The 18,853-nt window shown below is 69.5% G+C and carries 14 protein-coding genes and 4 pseudogenes; 4 read left to right on the top strand and 14 right to left on the bottom strand.

Going from position 1 to position 18,853, the window contains the following annotated elements; genetic code table 11:
- Nucleotides 1-4: 4 nt before the first annotated feature.
- The 11 genes and pseudogenes from ACHMXE_RS24380 to alaS all read right to left on the bottom strand — a co-directional run bounded on the left by ACHMXE_RS24380 (nucleotide 5) and on the right by alaS (nucleotide 12,655).
- A complete protein-coding gene (locus ACHMXE_RS24380) occupies nucleotides 5-802 on the bottom strand; it encodes an aspartate dehydrogenase (protein WP_395351857.1) in 798 nt (265 codons plus the stop codon).
- Between the two features lie 20 nt (nucleotides 803-822).
- Nucleotides 823-2,528, bottom strand: a pseudogene (locus tag ACHMXE_RS24375) (thiamine pyrophosphate-binding protein).
- The gene (locus ACHMXE_RS24370) at nucleotides 2,521-3,357 is read right to left on the bottom strand and encodes an SDR family oxidoreductase (protein ID WP_395351855.1); all 837 of its coding nucleotides are present in this window, start codon (nucleotides 3,355-3,357) and stop codon (nucleotides 2,521-2,523) included. Before ACHMXE_RS24370 ends, ACHMXE_RS24375 begins: the two are co-directional and overlap by 8 nt.
- Before the next feature lie 5 nt (nucleotides 3,358-3,362).
- On the bottom strand, nucleotides 3,363-4,199 hold the full coding sequence (locus ACHMXE_RS24365) for an IclR family transcriptional regulator (protein WP_203201511.1): 837 nt from the start codon (nucleotides 4,197-4,199) through the stop codon (nucleotides 3,363-3,365).
- Between the two features lie 39 nt (nucleotides 4,200-4,238).
- The gene (locus tag ACHMXE_RS24360; protein WP_395351852.1) at nucleotides 4,239-5,096 is read right to left on the bottom strand and encodes an alpha/beta fold hydrolase; all 858 of its coding nucleotides are present in this window, start codon (nucleotides 5,094-5,096) and stop codon (nucleotides 4,239-4,241) included.
- Nucleotides 5,097-5,107: 11 nt separating this feature from the next.
- Nucleotides 5,108-5,656 (bottom strand): cupin domain-containing protein, encoded by a 549-nt coding sequence (locus ACHMXE_RS24355; protein ID WP_395351850.1) that lies wholly within the window; start codon nucleotides 5,654-5,656, stop codon nucleotides 5,108-5,110.
- A 33-nt stretch (nucleotides 5,657-5,689) separates the two neighbouring features.
- Nucleotides 5,690-6,461, bottom strand: a pseudogene (locus ACHMXE_RS24350) (SDR family oxidoreductase).
- A gap of 53 nt (nucleotides 6,462-6,514) precedes the next feature.
- Nucleotides 6,515-7,499: pseudogene (locus tag ACHMXE_RS24345) on the bottom strand (Bug family tripartite tricarboxylate transporter substrate binding protein).
- Nucleotides 7,500-7,684: 185 nt separating this feature from the next.
- Nucleotides 7,685-8,942 (bottom strand): annotated as a pseudogene (locus tag ACHMXE_RS24340) (D-amino acid dehydrogenase).
- Nucleotides 8,943-8,994: 52 nt separating this feature from the next.
- The gene (locus tag ACHMXE_RS24335) at nucleotides 8,995-10,011 is read right to left on the bottom strand and encodes a 2-dehydropantoate 2-reductase (RefSeq protein ID WP_395351848.1); all 1,017 of its coding nucleotides are present in this window, start codon (nucleotides 10,009-10,011) and stop codon (nucleotides 8,995-8,997) included.
- A gap of 19 nt (nucleotides 10,012-10,030) precedes the next feature.
- The gene (alaS, locus tag ACHMXE_RS24330) at nucleotides 10,031-12,655 is read right to left on the bottom strand and encodes an alanine--tRNA ligase (RefSeq protein ID WP_395351846.1); all 2,625 of its coding nucleotides are present in this window, start codon (nucleotides 12,653-12,655) and stop codon (nucleotides 10,031-10,033) included.
- Nucleotides 12,656-12,954: 299 nt separating this feature from the next.
- Between alaS and ACHMXE_RS24325 the strand changes: the two genes are divergently transcribed.
- Together ACHMXE_RS24325 and oxlT are read left to right on the top strand one after the other, a co-directional pair.
- Nucleotides 12,955-13,779, top strand: coding sequence for a ferritin-like domain-containing protein (locus ACHMXE_RS24325; RefSeq protein ID WP_209542665.1), 825 nt, complete (start codon nucleotides 12,955-12,957; stop codon nucleotides 13,777-13,779).
- 211 nt (nucleotides 13,780-13,990) lie between these two features.
- Nucleotides 13,991-15,337 carry an oxalate/formate MFS antiporter gene (oxlT, locus tag ACHMXE_RS24320; protein ID WP_395351844.1) on the top strand — a complete coding sequence of 449 codons (1,347 nt, stop codon included), beginning with the start codon at nucleotides 13,991-13,993 and terminating at the stop codon, nucleotides 15,335-15,337.
- 63 nt (nucleotides 15,338-15,400) lie between these two features.
- Here the strand turns inward: oxlT and ACHMXE_RS24315 are convergent, their stop codons facing one another.
- Both ACHMXE_RS24315 and ACHMXE_RS24310 read right to left on the bottom strand, forming a co-directional pair.
- A complete protein-coding gene (locus ACHMXE_RS24315; RefSeq protein ID WP_395351842.1) occupies nucleotides 15,401-15,685 on the bottom strand; it encodes a hypothetical protein in 285 nt (94 codons plus the stop codon).
- A 308-nt stretch (nucleotides 15,686-15,993) separates the two neighbouring features.
- On the bottom strand, nucleotides 15,994-16,371 hold the full coding sequence (locus ACHMXE_RS24310; RefSeq protein ID WP_395351840.1) for a VanZ family protein: 378 nt from the start codon (nucleotides 16,369-16,371) through the stop codon (nucleotides 15,994-15,996).
- A 138-nt stretch (nucleotides 16,372-16,509) separates the two neighbouring features.
- On the opposite strand from ACHMXE_RS24310, the gene ACHMXE_RS24305 reads away from it, so the two are divergent.
- Nucleotides 16,510-17,268, top strand: coding sequence for a hypothetical protein (locus tag ACHMXE_RS24305; protein WP_395351838.1), 759 nt, complete (start codon nucleotides 16,510-16,512; stop codon nucleotides 17,266-17,268).
- A gap of 8 nt (nucleotides 17,269-17,276) precedes the next feature.
- Nucleotides 17,277-17,900, top strand: coding sequence for an FMN-binding negative transcriptional regulator (locus ACHMXE_RS24300; protein WP_395351836.1), 624 nt, complete (start codon nucleotides 17,277-17,279; stop codon nucleotides 17,898-17,900).
- A gap of 603 nt (nucleotides 17,901-18,503) precedes the next feature.
- Here the strand turns inward: ACHMXE_RS24300 and ACHMXE_RS24295 are convergent.
- Nucleotides 18,504-18,770: a hypothetical protein gene (locus ACHMXE_RS24295; protein ID WP_395351806.1), complete on the bottom strand. Its 267-nt coding sequence runs from the start codon at nucleotides 18,768-18,770 to the stop codon at nucleotides 18,504-18,506.
- Nucleotides 18,771-18,853: the final 83 nt, after the last annotated feature.

Raw genomic sequence — 18,853 nt, 5'->3', positions numbered from 1 at the left:
TGGCTCAGATGGCGAGCGCCGCGACGCGGTTGCGCAGCGCGCGCACGGCGCTGTAGACGGTCAGCGCGGAGGTCTTGGGATTGGCCGCGAGCGGCTTGTTGCGCATGGTCAGCTCGAAGCTGCCGAAGGCGCCCTCGGCTTCGACGGTGTGCACGTTCTCGGCCGTGGCCGGGTCGGCGATCAGCCGCACCTGCGTGCGGTCGAGCCCCAGCCCCGCGAGCGAGACGGTGGCCGCGACGTTGGCGTTCTTCGGATAGAGCAAGGCCGCCTCGCGCGCGCTGCCCTCGAAGATGACGGTGGCCTGCGCCAGCGCATCGAGGTCGCGGCCCTGCTCGGCCGGCGTGCCCTTCCAGGCCTTCGGCGGCTTGCGGCCGGTGTAGCGCACGCTGGCCAGGCCGCCGATGCGGGCCGCGGCCAGCGCGTCGATCGCGCCGATGGCGCCCGGGATCAGCTGCACCTGGGTGCGGCCCGCGACCGCCGCGGCCTCGAGCCGTTCGGCGAAGCCTGCCGCCGACAGCGCGCCCACCGAGGCGACCACGCAGGGCGTGCCGCGTTCCAGCGCCGGCAGCACGTGCTGCTCGATGGCCGCATGGCCCGCGGTCTCGACCACGAGGTCGATGCCTTCGGCCGGCACCGCGGCGAGCACCTGCGCGCCGGGCGCGGCCTGGCGCGCGGCGTCGGCGCCGTCGGCGGGCACGACGACGGTCGTCACCTGCAGGGCCGGGTCGTCGCGCAGCAGTTCGAGCACCGCGGTGCCGATGGCGCCGCAGCCGACCAGGGCGATGCGCGTGGGGGCGGTCATGGATCGGGCCTCGCTCGCTGTCACTTTGCCGTGCCGAGCGCGGGAATCTGCGTGACCGTGTTGGTCGGCGGGCCCGCGAAGCTGGTCTTGAAGCCGCCGATCGACAGCATGTCGATCTCGAGCAGGAAGGGGCCGTCGGTGGACAGCGCCTCGTCGAGCCGCGCCGGCAGCTCGGCCAGGTCCTTCACGCGCGCATGCGGCAGCGCGATCGACCGGCACAGCAGTTCGTAGTCGGGCGTGTGCAGCTCGGCATAGCACTGGCGGCCGCCGTACTGCGCGTCCTGGATGTTCTTGATCACGCCGTAGCTCTGGTCGTTCATCAGCACGATGGCCATCGGCGCCTTCTCCTGCACCATGCAGGCCAGCTCGCCGAGGTTGAGGATGAAGCCGCCGTCGCCGGCCAGGCAGAAGGTCTTGCGGCCCGAACCGGTGACCGCGGCACCGATGGCCGCGCCGATCGCCATCGGCATGCCCTGCCCGATGCCGCCGCCCGTGGCATGCACGCCGGTGCTCGGTTCGAAGATGCGCAGCTCGCGGTTGCCCAGGTGCTGTTGGAGACCGTCACGTCGCGCACCCAGTTGAACTGGCGGCCGGCCGCCGACTGCAGGCGGCGCACGAGTTCGGCGTAGGGGCCGAGGCCGTCGCGCAGCGTGGCCACCGCCTGGTCGTGCGCGGCGCGCAGGTCGACCAGCAGTTGGGGGTCGGCGCGGTAGCCCGCCGCCTCGAGGCGATCGGCCAGGCCCTCGAGCGCGAGCGCCGAGTCGCCGCAGACGAAGGCCTCGGAGGCATAGCAGCGGCCTTCGGCGGCCGCGTCGGCATCGATGCGGTAGAGCGGGCGCGGCAGCTTGAGTTCGTACTTGAGCGTCTCGTTGCCGCGCAGCCGCGAGCCGACGACCAGCAGCGCATCGCAGCTCTGGTAGAAGGCCTCGACCGGCTTCTGGATGTTGTAGGCGCCGAGCGAGCCGGCATCGTCCTCGGGCACGGTGCCGCGGCCCTGCGTGGTCGTGACCACGCCGAAGCCCAGCTTCTGCAACCGCTGGATCGCGGCGCGGGCATGGCGCGCGCCGCCGCCAATCCACAGCAGCGGACGCTTCGCGGCGGCGAGCCGCGCGGCCAGCGCATCGAGCCCGGCCGCCGAGGGCACGGACCGCTCGATCGGCAGCGGCGACAGGTCGGCCGGCATGGTGGTCAGCGCCGACTGGATGTCGATCGGGATCTCCACGCTGACCGGGCCGGTGGGCGCCGTCAGCGCGAGCTGCACCGCGCGCTTGAGCGTGCCGAGCACGGTCTCGATGCTGCGCACGCGCAGCGCCGCCTTCGACACCGCCTTGAGCATGGTGAGCTGGTCGGGCGCTTCGTGGATGTACGACATGCCCTTGTCGATGTAGGGCGTCTCGATCTGCCCCGTGATGTGCAAGAGCGGCGCGCCGGCGGTCAGCGCCTCGACCAGGCTGCCCGCGATGTTGCCCGCGGCCGGGCCGGTGCTGGTGATGCACACGCCCAGGCTCGCGGTAGAGCGTGCATAGGCATCGGCCATGTTGCCCGCGCCGGCCTCGCCGCGCGCCGAGACGAAGCGGATCGTGCCGCGCTGCGCGAAGGCGTCGAGGATCGGCATGTTGTGGATAGAGATCACGCCGAAGGCGGCCTTGACGCCGCACTGCTCGAGGAAGGCGGCGACGACCGCGCCCACGGTCACGGGGCTGTTGTTGTTCTGGGGGTTATGCATGGCGGGAGTGGCCTCCGGAGATGTCGATGTGGCTGCCCGTCGTGTAGGAAGCGAGGGGGGAAGCGAGGAACAGGATCGCGCGCGCGGCTTCGGTCGGAAGCCCCAGGCGACCCAGCGGGATGTGTTTGGTCTTGGCGAGCTGGCCGCTCCAGGCGGCCCAGTCCAGCGACTTGTCTTCGCGCGCCTCGAAGCGGCGGCGCCACTGGCCCGACTCGACCAGGCCGATCAGGATGCCGTTGACGCGCACGCCCTGCGGCGCGAACTCGGTCGCCATCGAGCGCACCAGGTTCAGGAGGCCCGCGCGCGCGGCCGAGGTCGCGACCATGTGTGGCTCGGGCTGGCGCGCCAGCAGCGAGTTGGCGCAGACGATGGCGGCGTCGCCGAGCACGGCGCGCTGCGCCGCGAGCTGCGGCAGGAAGGCGCGCGTGGGATGGATCACCGAGAAGAACTTCAGGTGCAGCTCCTGCGTCCACGCCTCGTCGTCGGTGTCGGCGAAGGTCGAGACCCGGCCCTGCCCCGCGTTGTTGACCAGCATCGAGGCCGGGCCCAGCGCGGCCTCGCTGGCGGCCGCGAAGGCGCGCACCGCGGCGGCATCGAGCACGTCGCAGGGCTGCGCGAACAGCCGCGCCGCGGGAAAGCGCGCGCGCAGGCCGGCCACGGCGCCATCGAGCCGCTCGGCATTGCGGCCGCACAGCGCGACCGCGGCGCCGCAGGCCAGCAGCAGCTCGACCGTGGCCAGGCCGATGCCCGACGACCCGCCCGTGACCACGGCCACGCGGCCGGCCAGCGCATCGGCGGCAAAGAAGGAAGAGGAAGAAGAAGCAGCCATGGATCTCAGGCGCTGCGCAGCGGCACCACCTTGGCGGCGCGCGCGGGCGAATAGTTGAGCAGGCCCGAGATCTCGTCGGCCGTGCCGCGCACGCGCTGCACCATCTCGTCCATGCGGTTCTCGTCGATGTGGCCCGAGGTGATGGTGGCGCCCAGCGCCGCCACGATGTGGCCGCCGTGGTCGCGCACCGGCGCCGCGATGGTCGAGATGTTCGATTCGAAGAAGCCCTCGCCGAGCACGTAGCCGCGCTGGCGGTCGGCCTGCACCATGTCGAACAGCTCGTTGACGGTCTTCGGCGTGCTCGGCGAGAAGGTCTCGAGCTTGTCCTCAGGATAGAGGGCGCGCAGCTGCGGCAGGGTCAGGTCTTCCAGCAGGATGCGGCCCAGCACCGTGGCATGGGCCGGCAGCCGCGTGCCCACGGTGACCGAGCTCGCGAAGGGCGTGGGCGGCGCGACCTTGGCGACGTAGACGATCGAGCGGCCGTCGCGCACCACCAGGTTGCAGGGCGTGCGCAACTCCTCGCAGAGGCGGTTGAGCAGCGGCGTGCCGAGCTGCGTGAGCTCGAGCGAGGCCAGGTATTCGAAGCCCAGGCGCAGCACGGCCAGGCCCAGGCGGTAGTCGCGCCCGCCCTCGGCGCGCTCGAGGAAGCCCATGTTCTCGAGCGTGGTGAGCAGGCGGAACACGGTCGAGCGCGGCAGGTCGAAGCGGCGCGCCAGCTCGGGCGCCGAGAGCGTGCGGCTCTCGCGGCTGAACTCGCACAGCACGCGCAGTCCGCGCTCGAGCGCGGGCACGTTGTAGCGGTCCGCGCCCTCTTCCATCGCGTCGTTGTCGTTGGTGGCCATGTCTCTTGATTTCCTTCGTTGGATAGGGGGTGATGGCGCTCAGTGCGCGAGCGATTCGCGCAGCAGCGCGGCGACGGCCCGCGGTTGCTCCACGTAGCCGGCGTGGCCCGCATCGTCCACCAATTCGAGCGCCACGCCGCAGCGCCGCGCCACGTCCTCGCAGGCCGCGGGCGGCGTGACGGCATCGAGCGCGCCGCAGGCCACGCGCACCGGCATCGGCGGCGGCAGCTCGGCCAGCAGGTCGGCGTTGCACAGCAGCTCGACGGCCTGGCGGTAGCCGCGGTCGTTCAGGCGCGCCATGTTCCAGCGCACCCATTGGCGCGCGGACTCGCTGGCCTGGTCGGACACCAGCCGGCCCGCGCGCTGCGCGGCCATGCCGGCGATGCCGAGCTGCTCGAGCGTGGCGAGCCGCTCGGCGCGGACCTTGGCGCGCGCCTCCGCGCGCTGCGCGGCGCCGTAGCCGATCGCGGGGCTGACCAGCACGAGCCGGCGGATGCGCGCATCGCGCCGCGCGGCCGCGGCGGCGACGATCGCGCCGAGCGAATGGCCGAGCAGCACGCAGGACTCGATGCGCAGCGCATCGAGCAAGGCGCCCAGGCGCGCCGCGTAGTCGGCGGCCGCCGGTGCATCGGCCTCGAGCGGCGTCGATGCGCCGTAGCCCGGTGCGTCCCAGGCGATCAGGCGCGCCTCGGGTGCGAGCAGTTCGGCGACCTCGAGCCACGAGGCCGCGCCCGAGCCGATGCCATGCAGGCAGACGATCGCCGGGCCCTGCCCGCGTTCGCGCACCGACACCACGGCACCGCCCGCGACCGCGACCTCGCGGGCCGCGAAGCGCGCATCGAGCCGCGCCAGCTCGGCAGCGGGCGGCATCGAGGCCTGGGTATCGAGGGTCTGCATGGCCGTCGCGCTCAACGCTTGATCTTGGCCAGCGGGTGGTCGGCCGGATAGGTCGGGGTCACCGGCTTCTTGGCGCCGAGCATCACGCACATCAGCGCGTCCTCGTCGCCGATGTTGATCTCCTCGCGGTAGACGCCGGGCGGCACCGAGATCAGGTCGCGGTCGGTCATGATGGTCTCGAAGCGCTCGCCGTCCTTCTCGATCACCACCTTGAGCTTGCCGCGGATCAGGAAGAACACTTCCTCCACGTCGGTGTGCAGGTGCGGCGGGCCTTCGTGGCCCGCCGGGATCACCATGGTCGAGAAGGTGAAGTGCTCGGCCGGCACGGTGTTGACGTCCTTGGCGACGCCGGTGCCGCCCGTGCCCACGTAGCGCATCTGGGCGCGGCGGAACTTGGGATCGAAATCGGCCTGGAACTTCAGCGCGTCCCAGTCGTACTTGCGGGTCGAATAGCGCGCGATGCGGCTGTCCATCCACTCGGCGAGGCTGCTGCCTGCGGGCTGCGCCAGGCTGCTGGTGCCGGCATCGTTGATCTTTTGCTGTTCGGACAGATCGCTCATGGTGTGGGACTCCTGGGTCGAAGAGGAAGGGATTCAGTGCATCGCGAAGCCGCCGTTGACGGCCAGCAGCTGGCCGGTCACGAAGCGCGCGAGGCCGGAGAGCAGGAACACGGTGGCGCCGCAGACGTCGGCCGCCTGCTGTTCGCGCGGGATGGCGCGGCCCTCGAGGTATTTCTGGTGGCGCGCCATCGGCGACGTACTCGGTGGCCTCGACCAGCGTGAGGCCCGGCGCCACGGCGTTGACGGTGATGCCGTCGCCGCCCCATTCGCGCGCCAGCGAGCGCGTCATGGAGATCACCGCGCCCTTGCTCGAGGCATAGGCCAGCAGGTTGGGCGCGCCCCACAGCGCGGTGTCGGAGGCGAGGTTGACGACGGCGCCGCGGCCGCTCTCGGCCAGCGCCGCGCGGCAGGCGCGGCCCATGAGCCAGCTGCCGCGCACGTTGACGGCCATCACGCGGTCCCACGTGTCGATCTCGAGCTGGTGCGCGTCGCGGCCGCCCGAGTTGGTGATGGCGGCGTTGTTGACCAGGCCGTCGAGCCCGCCGAGCAGCCGGATCGCCTCGGCGGCGCCGGCCTCGATCGAGGCCGGGTCCGCGAGGTCGATGGCCAGCGCATGCGCCTGGCGGCCGGCGTCGCGCAGCGCCTTCGCTTCGGTCTCGGCCTGCTCGCCGAGGATGTCGGCCAGCACCACGCCGGCACCGGCCGCGGCGATGCACTGCGCGAACGCGAGGCCGAGGCCGCGCGCGCCGCCGGTGACGAGCACGCGGCGGCCGGCCAGCAGGTTGGCCGGCAGTTCGGCCAGCAGCGCCTGCAGGCTGGCGGGGATCGGCGGTGGTCTTGAGTTCGGTCATGGGGTGTTCAGTCGGCCTGGATGCCGAGCTCCTTGATGACCTTGCCGAAGCGCGCGTAGTCGGCGGCGTTGGTCTTGCCAAGCAGCTCGGCCTCGCCGCCCACGGGCGTGGTGCCGAGCACGGACATACGCGAGACGATCTCGGGCATGCGGAGGATCTCGTTGAAGTGGCCGTTGAGCGTCTTCGCGATCTCGGGCGGCAGGTTGCGCGGGCCCCAGAGGCCGTTCCAGGCCGTCACCTCGACGTCCTTGTAGCCCTGCTCGGCCAGCGTGGGCACGTTGGGCGCGAGCGGCGTGCGCTGGGCCGAGGCCACGGCCAGCGCGCGCAGCTTGCCGTTGGCGAAGTACGGCGCCACCGGGCCCAGCGTGATGAAGGTGACGGGCACGTGGCCGCCGAGCACGTCGTTGACCGCCGGCGCCACGCCCTTGTAGGGCACGTGCGCGAGGCTGGCGCCCGAGGCGCGCGCGAACATCTCGCCGAGGATGTGCATCGGCGAGCCGCTGCCCGGGCTCGCGTAGCCGAGCGGTTTGCCGGGCTTGGCCGCGGCCACCGCGTCCTTCAGGCTCGCGAAGCCGCTGCCGGCGCCGGCCACCAGGAACAGCGGCTGGCTGCCGGTCTGCACGATCGGCGTGAAGCCCGCGAGCACGTCGTAGCCCGAGGTGCCGCCGGTCTTGAGCACCAGCTGCGCGATCGAGAAGGTGCTGGGCGCGAGCAGCAGCGTGTAGCCGTCGGGCGCGGCCTTCGACACGAAGGCGCTGCCGATGATGCCGCTGGCGCCGGGCCGGGTTGTCGACCAGCACCGGCTGGCCGACGCGCGTGGCGAGCTTCTCGGCGAACAGCCGCGCGAGCGCGTCGGTGTCGCCGCCGGCCGGATAGGCGACCACCAGCGTGATCGGCTTGGCCGGATAGGCGTCGGCCCAGGCGAGGCCGGTGGCGCTGGCGGCGGCCGCGCAGACGGCGGCGGCGAGGGCAAGGCGGCGAGTGAGGGACATGGGTTCGTGGAGTTCGGTGAATCGCCGTTTGTTTTACTAATGAAACAACGATTTATTAATGGAACGCCACGAAGGATAACGAACGAGACAACTTGATGACTAGGTAGAAACCCTAGTCGGCTTTGCCCATGCAAAAACAGGGCGGCTCCTTCCGGAACCGCCCTGCCCGGTGGCACCGGTGCCGCTCAGCCGCCGTAGCGCGCGACCGTCAGCCCTTCCATGTCGATCTCGGGTGCGCGCGCGCCGACCAGGTCGGCCATCACGCGGCCGGTGCCGGCCGCCATGGTCCAGCCCAGCGTGCCGTGGCCCGTGCTCAGCAGCAGGTTCGGCAGGCGGCAGGCGCCGATCACGGGCGTGCCGTCGGGCGTCATCGGGCGCAGGCCGGTCCAGAAGCTGGCCGTGCCCACGTCGCCGCCGCGCGGGAACAGATCGGTCACCACGTGCTCGAGCGTGTCGCGCCGGCCGGCATCGAGGCGCAGGTCGAAGCCCGAGAGCTGGGCCGTGCCGCCGACGCGGATGCGCTCGCCGAGCCGGGTCACGGCGACCTTGAAGGTCTCGTCCATCACGGTGGATTCGGGCGCGCCCGCCGGGTCGGCGATCGGCACCGTGATCGAGAAGCCCTTGACCGGGTACACCGGCAGGTCGATGCCCAGCGGCCTGGCGAGCGCGGGCGAGTAGCTGCCGAGCGCGAGCACGTAGCGGTCGGCGACGAAGCGCCCCGGCATCGGTGCGCACCGCGGTCACGCCGCCGCCGTCGTGCTCGATGGCGTCGATGTTCACGCCGAAGCGGAAGCTGGCGCCGTGGCCCTCGGCCAGCACCGCGAGCGCCTGCGTGAACTTGAAGCAGTCGCCGGTCTCGTCGCCCGGCAGCCGCAGGCCGCCGACGAACTTCTCGCGCACCGCGGCCAGCGCGGGCTCGTACGCCACGCAGCCGTCGCGGTCGAGCAGCTGGTAGGGCACGCCCGAGGCTTTCAGCACCTCGACGTCCTTGGCGCTGCCGTCGAGCTGCTGCTGGCTGCGAAACAGCTGCAGCGTGCCCTGCATGCGCTCGTCGTAGGCGATGCCGGTGTCGGCGCGCAGCGCCTTCAGGCAGTCGCGGCTGTATTCGGCCAGCCGCACCATGCGCGCCTTGTTGACCTCGTAGCGCGCCTGCGTGCAGTTGCGCAGCATCGCGAGCCCCCAGCGCCACATCGCCGGGTCGAGCATCGGCTTGATGACCAGCGGGCTGTGCTGCATCAGCATCCACTTGACGGCCTTCCGCGGCACGCCGGGCCCGGCCCAGGGCGCCGAATAGCCGGGCGAGACCTCGCCCGCGTTGGCGAAGCTGGTTTCGAGCGCGGGCGCCGGCTGGCGCTCGAGCACCGTCACCTCGTGGCCGTCGCGCGCCAGGTAGTACGCCACCGAGGTGCCGATGACACCGCTGCCCAGGACCAGAACCCGCATCGAAGACCTCCCGCTGCCGAGACCGGCATGCCGCGAGGGTACAGCGGCCGACTTAGAGCTTCAAAGCGTCTTGCAACTGCCGTGCCGAGAAGCGCTGGCGCGCCTCGGGCCAGGCCTCGAGCAGTTCGACCATGCGCGCGTTGCGCGGTGCCTCGAGCCCGCAGGCCTCGGCCAGCCGCACGATCTCGCCGCTGAGCGCATCGATCTCGGTGCGCCGGCCGAGCGCGAGGTCGTCGGCCATGCTGGAACGCGCCTTGGCATCGATGCGCAGCATGCGCGCGGCGACGATGCGGAACAGCCAGTCGGGCAGCCGCAGCAGGCCCGGCAGCCGGTTCGGCGGCACGGCCGTGACCTGGGCCGGCGCGATGCCGGCCTGGCGCAGCACGCGCAGGCCCTCGTCCATCAGCGCCGCGAAGCAGCGCCGGTAGCCGCGCTGCATCAGCTGCTCGCGCAGCGGCAGGCCCGACAGCGCATTGACCGGGTTGTTGAGGTTGATCAGCAGCTTGCCCCACTGGATCGGCCGCAGGTCGGCATGCAGGTCGAGCGGCACGCCCGCGCGCTCGAACACCGGCAGCCAGGGCCGCAGCGCCGCGTCGTCGCGCGCCGCGAGCCGGCCCGGTGTGCCGCGATGGAAGGCACCGGGGCCGAGCTCGGCAACGTTGTAGGGCACCATCGCCGGCACCACGTTGAGCGTGGGACCGGCCTCGGACGCGACCGCGGCATTCGAGACCCCGTTCTGCAGCGAGACCACCAGCGTGCCCGCGGGCAGCGAGAAGGCCAGCTCGGCCGCGGCCTCGGCGGTGGCGCCGCTCTTGACGCTGAGCAGCACCAGCGCGGGCTTGATGCCGCTCGGGACCCGGTCGACCAGGTGCAGGCCGGCGGCCGGCAGATGGTGCTTGCGGCCTTCGAGATCGGTCAGCGCCAGGCCCTGCGCGGCCAGCGCCTGCAGCACGCGCGCACGCCCGACGAAGGTGACCGGCGCGCCGGCCGCCGCGAGGCTGCCGCCGACGAAGCAGCCGATGGTGCCCGCGCCCATCACGAGGACTTCGCCGGGCACCGTGTCGGTCATCGCGACGGTTTCCGCGGGATCAGAGGCGTTCGGTCACCCAGGCCTGCACCGACTGCAGCGCCGCGGGCAGCGCGGCGGCATCGGTGCCGCCGGCCATCGCCAGGTCGGGCTTGCCGCCGCCCTTGCCACCCACCTGCTGGGCCACGAAGTTGACCAGTTCGCCGGCCTTGACCTTGCCCATCGCGTCGGCCGTGACGCCGGCCGCGAGCTGCACCTTGGCGCCGTCGACCGCGGCCAGCACGATGGCGGCGCTCTTGAGCTTGTCCTTGAGTTTGTCCATGGTGTCGCGCAGCGTCTTGGCATCGGCGCCGTCGAGCTTGGCGGCCAGCACCTTCACGCCCTTGACCTCGATGGCCTGCGCCAGCAGCTCGTCGCCCTTGGACGAGGCGAGCTTGCCCTTGAGCGAACCGACCTCGCGCTCGAGCGCCTTGACCTGGTCGAGCACCTGGGCCAGCCGGCCCTGCAGCTCGGCGGCCGGCGCCTTGAGCGTGGCGGCCGCGCTGTGCACGGTGGATTCGAGGTCCTGCAGGTAGGCCAGCGCATTGGCGCCGGTGATGGCTTCCACGCGGCGCACGCCGGCGGCCACGCCGCCTTCGCCCACGATCTTGAACAGGCCGATGTCGCCGGTGCGCGTCACGTGCGTGCCGCCGCAGAGTTCGCGGCTCGAGCCGATGTCGAGCACGCGCACGGTCTCGCCGTACTTCTCGCCGAACAGCATCGTCGCGCCGGTCTTCTGGGCCGATTCCATGTCCATCACGCGCGCCTGCGTGGCGGCGTTGGCGAGGATCTCGGCATTCACGCGCTGTTCGATCTCGAGGATCTGCTCGCGCGTGACCGGTGCGTTGTGCGCGAAGTCGAAGCGCGTCTTGTCGGCATCGACCAGCGAGCCCTTCTGCTGCACATGGCCGCCGAGCACCTCGCGCAGTGCTTTGTGCATCAGGTGGGTGACCGAGTGGTTGCGCATGGTGGCGGCACGACGCGCGCCGTCGACCGCGGCCTTGACGCTGTCGCCGACCTTGAGCGTGCCCTGGGTCTGCGTGCCGTGGTGGCCGTAGACGTCGGCCTTGATCTTGAGCGTGTCCTCGACGCCGAACTGCACGCCCTCGGCCGAGATGAAGCCCTGGTCGCCGACCTGGCCGCCGCTCTCGGCATAGAACGGGGTGGTGTCGAGCACCACGATGCCGCTCTGGCCTTCCTTCAGTTCCTGCACGGCCGAGCCTTCGAGGTACAGGGCCAGCACCTTGGCCGCTTCCTCGAGGTGTTCGTAGCCGGTGAAGACGTTGCCCGCGCCGCTGTATTCGACCGCGCGCTCCATCTTGAACTTGCCGCCCGCGCGGCCGGCTTCCTTCTGGCGCCGCATCGCGTCGTTGAAGCCGGCCTCGTCGACCTGCACGTCGCGCTCGCGGCAGACGTCCTGCGTCAGGTCGAGCGGGAAGCCGTAGGTGTCGTGCAGCTTGAAGGCCACGTCGCCCGGCAGCGTCTTCACGCCACCGGCCAGCGCCGTGTCGAGGATTTCCATGCCGATCGCCAGCGTCTCGAAGAAGCGCTCTTCCTCGGCCTTGAGCGTGTCGGTGATCTGCTTCTCGTCGGCCACCAGCTTCGGATAGGCCTCGCCCATCAGGCGCGCCAGGTCGGGCACCAGCTTGTGGAAGAAGGGCTTCTTCTGGCCCAGCTTGTAGCCGTGGCGGATCGCGCGGCGGATGATGCGCCGCTGCACGTAGCCGCGGCCCTCGTTCGAGGGGATCACGCCGTCGGCCACCAGGAAGGCGGTGGCGCGGATGTGGTCGGCGATCACCTTGAGCGAGTTGTTGAGCAGGTCCTTCTCGCCGGTCTCGCGCGCGGCGGCCTTGATCAGCGCGTCGAAGATGTCGATCTCGTAGTTGCTGTGCACGTGCTGCAGGATCGCCGCCAGGCGTTCGAGGCCCATGCCGGTGTCGACGCAGGGCGCCGGCAGCTTGACGACGCTGCCGTCGGGCTGCATGTCGAACTGCATGAACACGTGGTTCCAGATCTCGATGAAGCGGTCGCCGTCTTCCTCCGGGCTGCCCGGGGGGCCGCCGGGAATGTGCGGGCCGTGGTCGTAGAAGATCTCGGAGCACGGGCCGCAGGGGCCGGTGTCGGCCATCATCCAGAAGTTGTCGGACTTGTACTTTCCGCCCTTGTTGTCGCCGATGCGGATCACGCGCTCGGGCGGCAGGCCGATCTCCTTGGTCCAGATGTCGAAGGCCTCGTCGTCCTCGTGGTAGACGGTGGCCAGCAGGCGCTCGGGCGGCAGCTTGAAGACCTGCGTGAGCAGCTCCCAGCCCCAGTGCAGCGATTCGCGCTTGAAGTAGTCGCCGAAGCTCCAGTTGCCCAGCATCTCGAAGAAGGTGTGGTGGCGCGCGGTGTAGCCCACGTTCTCGAGGTCGTTGTGCTTGCCGCCGGCGCGCAGGCAGGCCTGGACCGAGGCGGCGCGCACGTAGGGACGCTTGTCTTCACCGAGGAACACGTCCTTGAACTGCACCATGCCCGAGTTGGTGAACATCAGCGTCGGGTCGTTGCCCGGCACCAGCGGGCTCGAGGCCACCACCGTGTGGCCCTTGGAGGCGAAGAAATCGAGAAAGGTCTTGCGGATGTCCGCGACAGTGAATGTGGGCTGGCTCATCTTTGGATTCGTCTTCTGTCGAGGGCGGCGCGGCGATGGCGACCCTCATGTCGAACCCACTGCGGCGAACCGGCCTAACTGCTTGATTTGCTTGAACAATCGATTATAGGTTTGGCGCCCGCCGGGCGGTCCGGCCCGATGCAATCCCCCGCCCCGGCCCGGGCGCCCCCGGGCGCGGCCCGCGCTGCACGGCCCCGGCCACGGGGCTAATATGTGCGCTGACGCGAATCCGGGGACCGACGAGAACCAAAAGCGGCCGGCCTCCTCCTATTCATCTGGACATGAATCAAGGAACACGCATGGCAAGCCACGAGGCGGAAGCGCACTGGACGATCGAAGACCTCGACTTCTCCCGCATCGCACTCGACCGGGTGCGTTCGGACGAAAACCTCTTCTACCTGGTGGCCGCCGCCTCCTTCATCGAAAGCGGATCGGACCTCTACACCCACAACCTGGTCGATTTCTTTCGTGGCGATGAGGAAGTCACCGCCTGGCTCAGCACCCAGTGGGAACAGGAGGAGCTGCAGCACGGCAAGGCGCTGCGCGCCTACGTCGAATACGTCTGGCCCGAGTTCCCCTGGGAGCAGGCCTACCGCGGCTTCCTCGAGGAGTACGCCACCTACTGCAAGGTCGAGCTGCTGGCGCCCACGCGCGGCCTCGAGATGAGCGCGCGCTGCGTGGTCGAGACCGGCACCGCCACCTACTACAAGGCCATGGCGCGCAGCACCGACGAGCCCGTGCTGCACGACCTCGCGACCCGCATCGCGACCGACGAGGTCAACCACTACAAGCACTTCTACCGCTTCTTCCGCCGCTACCGCGAGCAGGAGGGGCTGAGCCGTTTCCGCGTGCTCGGCACCATTGGCCGGCGCACGCTGGAACTCAAGAGCGAGGACGCCGACTGCGCGATCCGCCACGTGGTGCGCGCGCGCTCGCCCGAGCGCGCCGACGATGCCGTCTACGTGCGCGGCCTCGGCGCCACCATGAACCGCACCATCCGCACCCACCTGAGCCCGGGCGCCACGCTCAAGATGCTGATGCGTCCGCTCGAGCTGCCCGCGCGCGTGCAGACGGTGGTGCAGTACCCGATCCAGCAGTTCATGCAGCACGTGTTCCTGCGCTGAGGCGCGGTGCATGCGGGCCCGCGCGGCCATCCATTCACGACAGCGAATAAGGGAGAACGAGCATGCCGCCGTCGGCATGAAATTGACGCACGTCAAGAGTTTTTGAGGCGAACGCTCCGACAGTGGAAACCGTTTCGGAAGCCCTCCACGCGAAGGCTCCGAGCACCTTCCATAACTACAGACTCGCCCAGAGACAAAGGACAGGTTCGTCATGACCACACCCTCGCCCGTCGCCGTGGAGAGCAGCAGCACGCTGCGCCCCTCCACCACTTCCTCCTCTTCCTCCTCCCGCACCGCCACCACCCGCAATCCCTCCACGCGCTGGATCCAGCTCGCGCTGGGCATCGTCTGCATGGCGATGATCGCCAACGTCCAGTACGGCTGGACCCTGTTCGTCGCACCGATGGAGGCCAAGCACCACTGGGGGCTGGCCGCGATCCAGATCGCGTTCTCGGTCTTCGTCGTGGTCGAGACCTGGCTGGTGCCGATCGAAGGCTGGCTGGTCGACCGCTTCGGGCCGCGGCCGGTGATCGCCGGCGGCGCGATCCTCGCGGCCTGCGGCTGGATCATCAACGCCTATGCCGACAGCCTGCCGATGCTCTACGTCGCGGCCGTGATCTCGGGCATCGGCGCCGGCTGCGTCTACGGCACCTGCGTGGGCAACGCGCTCAAGTGGTTCCCCGACCGCCGAGGCCTGGCCGCGGGCCTCACCGCCGCGGGCTTCGGCGCCGGCGCGGCGATCACCGTGATCCCGATCGCCAACATGATCCAGTCCTCGGGCTACGAGCACACCTTCCTGTACTTCGGCATCCTGCAGGGCGCCTGCATCTTCGTGATGTCGATGTTCATGGTGAAGCCCTTCGTGCCCAGCGGCGTGATCGCGCAGACCCGCCTGGTGATGACCAAGGTCGACTACACGCCGGCCGGCATGGTGAAGACGCCGGTCTTCTGGCTCACCTACCTGCTGTTCGTGCTGGTGGCCGCGGGCGGCCTGATGGCCACCGCCGAGATCGGCCCGATCGCCAAGGACTACCACATCGACAAGCTGCCGATGCACTTCCTCGGCCTGTCGATGCCGCTTTTGACCATGACCCTGGCCATCGACAACCTCGCCAACGGCTTCACGCGGCCGCTGTGCGGTTTCGTGTCGGACAAGATCGGCCGCGAGAACACCATGCTGATCGTCTTCATCGGCGAGGGCCTGGCCCTGCTGGGCCTGCGCCAGTACGGCCACGAGCCGGTGGCCTTCATGACCTTCGCGGCGCTGGTGTTCCTGTTCTGGGGCGAGATCTACTCGATCTTCCCGGCGCTGGTGGCCGACACCTTCGGCATCAAGAACGCCGCCGGCAACGCCGGCACCATGTACACCGCCAAGGGCACCGCCTCGCTGTTCGTGCCGCTGGGCACCGTGCTGGCCGCGGGCGGCAACTGGGACCGCGTGTTCCTGCTGGTCGCGGTGGTTTCGATCGGCTCGGGCATCGCGGCCAAGCTGGTGCTGGCGCCGCTGCGCCGGCGCACCATCGAGGCCGCGAACGCGGCGGCGGCCGCGCGCCACTGAAAGCGCTCCCCCCTCCAAAGAAAAACGGCCGCATCAGCGGCCGTTTGTCATCGACGCGCGGTGTCAGCTCGCCGAGGTCGCGCCGGCACGCCGGCCGGCATCGAGCGAATAGAGCTGCGGTTGCGGACGCTCCTCGGACACCTTCGGTGTCTCCGCGCCAGCGGGCTGCTGCGGCCGGTACAGCTCGCTCTCGAGGCGCCGCACCCGCTCGGCGTACATGCGCGCCAGCGCGCTGTGGTGCTCGGCCGCGGCCTGGTGCTCGATGCGCGCCATCTGCGCCTCCTCGAGCAGCGTGGCTGCGCGTTTCAGGTAGGCGGTCGGGCTCGAACGAAGGAAGTCGAACATCATGAAAAGCTCCTTTCGGATGTGATGCGATGGAGCCATCCTTGGCCGCCGGGCGGCGGCGGTCTGTAGTCTCATGCGCCACGCGGGCGTAGACACGAGGGAATCGGTCACGGAATCGTGCCCCGATCCGGGCGCCGCCGCCCGCTGTCGCCCAGGCGGCATGAAGGCAGGGAAAGTACCGACGTTGAACTTTTGTTTTCATCGGAAACTTCGCTCGAATCCTCCCTCCCCCTGAGCTACATGCTCACCTCACCCGCTTCGGCGGGTGTTTTTTTGGGGCCTGCGATCCGTGTCCCAGCGTCCCGCACGCCTCAGGCGCGCCGCAGCCGGCTCGCCACGAACGCGGCGATGGCCGCGCCGATGAGCAGCCCGATCGCGTCCGCCAGCAGGTCCTCGAACTCCGCCGAGCGATCGGGCGTGAGGGACTGCAGCACCTCGATCAAACCGCCATAGGCCAGCAGCGCCGGCAGCACGAAGCGCAGCCGCCCAGGCCACGACCAGCAGCCGAGCCCGCCGAGTGTCGCGAAGGCCAGCAGGTGGTTGGACTTGTCCCAGCCGGTGCTCGGCATCGGCACGTTCTGGGGCAGCAGGCTCAGCACGAGCACGACGACCATCGTGAGGGCCAGCAGCCAGCGCCACTTGCGCGGACCGATCAGCGCCGGATGCGAAAAGAACTCGGGTCGACGCACGCCATCTCCTGGAGCAAAGCCTTCGATTGTGCCGCCCGCGACCGTTGCGGCTTGCCGCCGCGCGCAACGCCCTTGCAGAATGGCGCGTGCCCGCGCCAGCGTGCATTCGCCCCCCATAAGAAAACGAGGAGACAACCGATGCTGAAACGGCTTCTGGCCCTAGTCATGCTTGCCACCGTGCTCGTGGGCTGCACCACGGCGCCGCCCATTCCACCCAATGCCGGCAAGCTGCCCAGGGGCGCGAAGGTGGGCCTGCTCGTCAACATGCCGGCGCCCGCGCAGCACATGCACGTGGGCACCACCGTCTTCACCAACTTCGCGACGAACCACCAGTTTCCGTGGAACCCTACCTCTCGCACCTACGAGGTCTTCACGGCCGACCTCGAGCGCGCCGGCTTCCAGGTCGTGCGCCTCACGAGCTACGCCACCACCACCGTCAATGCGCTCGCGGTCTCGCAGAACGACGGCTGGCGCGCCAATCCGGCCCAGGCCTGGGCGACGCAGAAGCTCAAGGACGAGCAGATCGCCGCGGTCGTCGTGATCGAAGGCAAGCGCACCCTGACGCGAATGGAATGCAGCGGCGGCCCCTGCGCCGAGAGCTACATGGCCAATTCGGGACTCTTCACGCGCAGCATGTTCGGCTCGACGCGCTATTCCGCCGTGCCCGCGATGGAAGCCAAGGTCTTCGCCCTCGCCCCGCCGATCGAGCTCTCGGCCTACGAGCCCTTGAAGACGCTGCAGGCGGGCCGCGTGCGGCAGCTCAAGGACTTCGCGGAACCGAAGGACTTCAACCAGTTGAGCAAGGCCGAGTTCCAGCCGGTGGTGACGGCGATCGATGCGCACATCGCCGCGATCTCGCGCGCGACGGTGCAGACGCTGGTCAGCGGCGCGAAGTAGCGCGGCGCATGCACGTCCAACCGCTGTTCGCCATGACCGAGCGCGAGGCGCTGCATCGGCTCATGCGCGACTACCCACTCGCCACCGTCGTCGTCGCCCGGTCGGGCAAGATGGACGCGAACCTGCTGCCCCTGCATCTCGCGGACCGCGGCGCGCATGGCCTGCTGTCGGGCCATGTGGCGCGAAGCCATTCGCTGTGGGCGCAGGACCCGACAGAGACCGAGGTCACCGCCGTCTTCCAGAGCCCCAACGCCTACATTTCCCCGCGCTGGTACGTCAATGGACAGCGCAGTGGCCGCAATGCGCCGAGCTGGAACTACGTGGGGGTGCAGGCGCAGGGACGGCTGCGATTCATCGACGACGCCGACTGGATGCGCGCCCACCTTGCCGCGCTGACCGCGGCGCAGGAGGCGGGACGGCCGCAGCCCTGGTCGGTGGACGACGCATCGCCCGAATTCCTCGGCGAGACGGCACGGCGGCTCGTGGGCTTCGAGATCGAGATCCAGGCCTTGACCGGCAAGCGCTTTCTTTCCCAGCAGCGGACCGAGGCGGATCGGGAGAGTCTGGTGCGGAACCTCGAGGGGGAGGTGTCGCTGGCGGCGCGGGCCGTGGGTGAGCTCATCAAGCGGTGACCTTGGCCCCGGGCGCACGGACCCACCCTCGGACTGACGTTAGAATCCGCCCCCACGCGGGTGTAGTTCAATGGTAGAACGGCAGCTTCCCAACGAGTGCCTACGGGTCGCCGATTCGACTCGTCCTCACATGCTCCGCATGTGATCCTCGTCTCACCGTCGAAGCCTCTTCACAATCGACCGTTTTGGGGACCAGCACTAGGTCTCATCAAAACTGCTTCGAAGGTCTTCATCGTCATCAAGACGGAACGACCCAGACCTTCCTCCCCCTCTGTTTTTCTTGACCCTATTTCTGGTCGGTCGGTGGTCCGGGTAGCCAACGTGGTCTGCCGGGTAGTCCACCGGAAATTCACGGTTTTGGGCCTCCCAGATCAACAACCCCGGGGGTAGGCCACCACGTGGTAGGGCACTGAGGAAGATAACAGTTTTTATTTTTATATATAAACAAGAAATTCTGTTATCTGCGGTGACCCTAATTTCTGGGGCCAGGGTGGTGGTCCGAAAGTGCTACTTCGGATGGTTTGTCATCCGACGATGACCTCCGTAGCTGGCCGAGACATGAAGGGCCGAAAATCAACGCAACGGCTGAGCTGCTAGGCGATTTCAGCTCAGCCGCTTGCCGTGAGCGAGTAGCTCACGCAACGATGCCATCGATGCACGTCCGATCACTTTCGATCGGTCCTGATCGGTCTTCATTGCGCCAGGCGCCTTCACATGCGCCCTGTACTCGACCACGACGACGTGTTCCTGCTTTGCGTCGTCAAACGTCTGGTGCACGACCCTGACGGTCGATCTCGTTCGGTTGGAGAAGACGAACATCGAGTCCAGTAGCGCTCGCAGTCGGTTCCAAGGTGTGGCGTTCTCGTTCATGGTTGTCTCTCGCCTCCAAGCTGTATTTTATCGAGACAAGCACCGTGTTCTGAACGGCAACCACTGCCAAGAGTCGGCCCAGT

The sequence above is a fragment of the Variovorax sp. UC122_21 genome, from assembly GCF_044056785.1.
Classification (GTDB): Bacteria; Pseudomonadota; Gammaproteobacteria; order Burkholderiales; family Burkholderiaceae_C; genus Variovorax.
Note: the sequence above shows the minus strand (reverse complement) of the source record. Positions and strands in the feature narration are given on the sequence as shown.